The organism is Acidovorax delafieldii 2AN (assembly GCF_000175235.1).
Lineage (GTDB): Bacteria > Pseudomonadota > Gammaproteobacteria > Burkholderiales > Burkholderiaceae_C > Acidovorax > Acidovorax delafieldii_B.
This window is the reverse complement of record NZ_ACQT01000272.1, coordinates 1-4,640: the sequence shown is the minus strand read 5'-3', so window position 1 is coordinate 4,640 and position 4,640 is coordinate 1. Positions and strand designations below refer to the sequence as shown.

1 protein-coding gene and 1 pseudogene are annotated in these 4,640 nt (G+C 64.7%); both read left to right on the top strand.

All coding sequences use genetic code 11. From position 1 onward, the window contains the following. Positions 1-959: 959 nt before the first annotated feature. Positions 960-3,650, top strand: a pseudogene (locus tag ACDELDRAFT_RS19425) (beta strand repeat-containing protein); the annotation flags it as partial. A gap of 196 nt (positions 3,651-3,846) precedes the next feature. After that, positions 3,847-4,640 (top strand): MFS transporter (locus ACDELDRAFT_RS19420; RefSeq protein WP_005799743.1); only part of this gene is annotated, 794 nt, incomplete at its 3' end.

The following is a 4,640-nucleotide window of genomic DNA, read 5'->3' as shown; positions in this document are numbered from 1 at the left end:
TTAGGAAGAAGCTCGCATTTTTTATTTTGCTGATCATTTCCAATTTGGCAGCGGCGGTGCCCTCGGCCAATCTTGTCGCAAATATTTTCGATGGCACAGTTTCCACTGGCGGCACGACACCCTCTGTCTACACATGGCAGGGATACAGTTACACATTTTCTGCCCCACCGGGCAATGCCACCGCCATTACGATATTGGGTCGAAATGACTGTGGTGCCTTCTTCGTTGACAATGTCAGTGTCAAAGAAGAGGGTGGCAATATTGAGCTACTCCTGAACGGCGACTTCTCGAATGGCGTGTCGGTTGGGGCGATCGACAGCGATACCGGGGTACCGATCTCATGGACCAGAGGCGGTGTCGCGGGTTCAGGCTCTATGACCGTGCTTTCGCAAGGTCAGGCAACCTCTAACGGTTACCCCGATGATTCTGGCGGGAGCAGTTACCCAGCGCTTTTCCTCAGCTTGCAGCTTGGTTTTGGAGGGGTCATGCAGTCGGTACCCACCACCGCCGGAAACAAATACACGCTCTCCTTTCGGATGTTCTACTACGATGGCGTAGGCTGTGGCTGGATGGGAACTAATGCAAGCGCCCTCGATGGTAGTGAGTATGGAACCATTACTCAACTGCTTGTATATGCCGGCAATCCACCCTCCGGGTATGTCGCGTACCCCACTACGATTACAAATCCTGCTAGCGGTGTCGATTCCACTTCCGCGACCCTCAATGCCGAAGTGATTGATAATGGGGCGAACACATCGGTCACTTTTGAATACGGAACTACCTCCAAGATTTACACCAACACAGGGGTTGTGCCCGATACCAATGGATCCATTTTGGCGGGCGCTGGTACCAAGAGTGTAAAAAAAGCGCTTTCGGGTCTATCCAGCAGCACCACGTATTATTACCGCGTCAAGGCAGCCAATAGCCAAGGGACGAATTACGGTTCTGAGCAGAGCTTTTCAACTTCTGCTCCGGTAACTTATGCCGTTACCTACAATGGCAATGGCAATACAGGGGGCAATGTCCCAACGGATGGGGGCAGTCCGTACAGCGTCGGTTCGACGGTCACCGTATTGGGTAATACCGGCAGCCTGACCAGGACCGGATACACCTTCAGTGGCTGGAACACGGCGGCCAACGGCAGTGCCAGCACTTACAGCCCGGGTGATGCCTTTACTATTTCCGGCGATACCGCGCTCTATGCCCAGTGGATTGCTGCGCCCGTTGCTGGCCCGGCCAGCGCGACGGTTCCGTACAACAGCGGCGCCACCCCCATCACCCTGAACATCACCGGTGGCGCAGCCGCCAGCGTGGCCATAGCAAGCGGAGCAAGCCATGGCACCGCCACCGCCAGTGGCACTTCCATCACTTACACACCCATCACGACATATTCCGGCACGGATTCTTTTACCTATACGGCGACCAATGCTGGCGGCACGTCGGCGCCTGCCACGGTGACCATTACCGTGTCCGCCCCGACCATCAGCTATGCGCCCTCGTCGCCCGCCAACGGCCAGGTGGGCGTGGCCTACAACCAGTCACTGGTCGGGGCCAGCGGCGGCGCGGCGCCCTATACCTATTCCCTGGCATCGGGCAGCCTGCCTGCGGGCATGACCTTGGCGAGCAATGGCACGCTGTCCGGCACGCCAACGGCGGGCGGCGCGTTCTCATTTACGGTCAGGACCACGGATTCGAGCACGGGCACGGGGCCATTCGACGCGACCAGCGGGCAGCTGACGCTGACCATCGCCGTGCCCACGATCACGGTCAGCCCGGCGTCTCTCTCCGCCGCCACGGCGGGCAGCGCCTATAACGCCAGCGTGACGGCCAGCGGCGGCACCAGCAGCTATACCTATTCCATCACGGCTGGCGCCCTGCCGTCAGGTGTTTCGTTGAGTGGCGCGGGTGTGCTGAGCGGCACGGCCACGGCCGTGGGTACCTTCAATTTCACCGTTACGGCAACCGATAGTTCCACCGGCGCGGGGCCCTACACCGGCTCCCGGCCCTACAGCTGGACAGTCAATGCGCCGGTGCTGACCGTCAACCCGGTATCAGGCAGCAACCTTTCGGGCACCGCGCTCACGGCATACAGCCAGGCGTTCACGCCCAGTGGCGGCACTGCACCCTATACCTACGGGATAGCGATCAACTCGGGCGCAATGCCGCCAGGGCTGAGTTTCAGCACCAGCACCGGCACCCTGTCCGGCACGCCGACGGCGGGCGGCACGGTCAACTTCACCGTGACGGCCACCGACAGCACCACGGGTGCTGGTTCGCCGTTCGCGGTCTCGGGCACCTACAACCTCACCATCGGCGCGCCTACCGTCGTGGTGGCGCCAGTCGGCTCCGTGCCCAATCCGACGATTGGCACAGCCTACAGCCAGACTTTCACGGCATCGGGCGGCACGGCGCCTTATGACTTCCTGATCAGCGCGGGCGCGTTGCCCTCGGGGCTGACGCTGAATTCCGGCGTGCTGTCGGGCACGCCCACGGCGGCGGGTACCTTCAACTTCACCGTGCAAGCCACCGATACCCACAACTTCGCCGGGACGCGCGCGTACTCCGTCACCATCGCGGCGCCGACGATTGCCCTGGCCCCGGCCACCCTGCCGGGCGGCAGTACGGGTGTGGCCTACAGTCAGACCGTGAGCGCCAGCGGCGGCACCGCGCCGTACAGCTACGCTGTCACGGCGGGCGCCTTGCCCGTGGGCTTGACGCTCGCCCCCTCGACAGGCGCTATCACTGGCACGCCCACCACGGCAGCTACTTCCAACTTCACCATCACGGCGACCGACAGCACCACAGGCACGGGCGCACCGTTCACGGCCAGCAAGGCGTACACCGTGACCATTGCCTCGGGCAATGCGGGTCTGTCGGGTCTGGCGCTCTCCAGCGGCACGCTGACCCCCGCGTTCAGCACGGGCACACTGGCCTACACGGCGCAGGTGGCGAACGGGGTGGCTTCGGTCACCGTCACACCCACCCTGGCCGATCCTGGTGCCACAGTGACGGTCAACGGTAATCCCCCCCCCACGGCCGTGCCGCTGGTGATCGGGACCAACACCGTCACCGTGGCGGTGACGGCACCCGACGGCGTGACGACAAAGACCTACACCATCACGCTGACGCGCACCGGGCTGCAAAGCGTCACAGGCTCCGGTACTACGCTGAGCATCGGCAACCCTAGCGCCTCCTGCACGCTGGTGAACACGCAGTTCACGCCCCGAGCAGGGCTGGCGGGGCCGCAACAGTCGTCGCTGCCCGCGGGCTACGCCTACCCGTACCCGGCGGTGGATTTCAAGGCCGAGCAGTGCGCCACGAACAGCGACCTGACGGTGACGCTCACCTTCGCCGGCACGATGCCCGCCAACGCGGTACTGCTCAAGTACGACGCCACGGCCACGCCGCCATGGCAGCCGTTCACGCCCACCTCGGTCAACGGTAACCAGGTGACGTACACCATCCGCGACGGTGGCGCGTTGGACGGCGACAAGGCGGTGAACGGCGAGTTCATCGACCCCGTGATCCTGGCCGCGCCGCCCGCCGCTGGCGCGCAAGGGGTCCCCACGCTGGGCGAGTGGGCGCTAGCGCTGCTGGCAGCGCTGCTGGGCCTGCTGGGCTGGCGCCAGGGACGTGCCAAGGCGGCATGACGCTATAGTTCAAATAGCTCCTAGCGCTTGCTTCATCAGCGTTTAAGGCTGTTTTGACCACATATGCAACGGCACCTTCGGGTGCCGTTTTCTTGTGCCAGGGTCGCCTGGGCGAGAATCACGCCTTTCACTTTCTCTGGCCCCTTCCGGCTGCCGCCCTGTGTCTGCTTCGTCCACTCCCGCCGCCCCGACCCGCATGACCGCGCTGGAGCGCCGCTCCAGCATCAGCCTGGCGCTCATCTTCGCGTTGCGCATGCTGGGCCTGTTCCTCGTGCTGCCGGTGTTTGCCCTCGAAGCCCGCAAGTACCCCGGCGGTGACGACCCCGCCCTGGTCGGGCTTGCCATGGGGATCTATGGCCTGACGCAGGCGGTGCTGCAGCTCCCCCTGGGCATGGCGTCCGACCGGTTCGGACGCAAGCGCGTGATCGTGCTGGGCCTTCTGGTCTTCGCGGCGGGCAGCCTGCTGGCCGCGCTGGCCGATTCGGTCACGGGGTTGCTCGTGGGCCGGGCGCTGCAAGGCGCGGGTGCCGTGTCGGCCGCAGTGACGGCCCTGCTGGCCGACCAAACACGCGACGCTGTGCGCACCAAGGCCATGGCGCTGGTGGGCGGCAGCATCGGACTCATGTTTGCCGTGGCCCTGGTGGCAGCCCCGGTGCTGGCGGCCCACATCGGCCTGGCGGGCCTGTTTGGCCTGACCTGCGCGCTGGCCCTGGCCGGTGTGGCCGTGGTGCTGTGGTGGGTGCCGGCCGAGCCCGCCCAGCACCAGAATGCACCGCGCGGGCGCGTGGCAGACGTGTGGCGCAACCCCGATCTGCTGCGCCTGAACCTGGGCGTGTTCGCGCTGCACACCGTGCAGCTGTCGATGTGGGTGGCCGTGCCCGCCATGCTGGTGCAGGCCGGGCTGGCACGGGACCACCACTGGCAGGTCTACCTGCCCGCCGTGGTGCTGTCGTTCGTGGCCATGGGGGGCCTGTTCGCACTGGAGCGGCG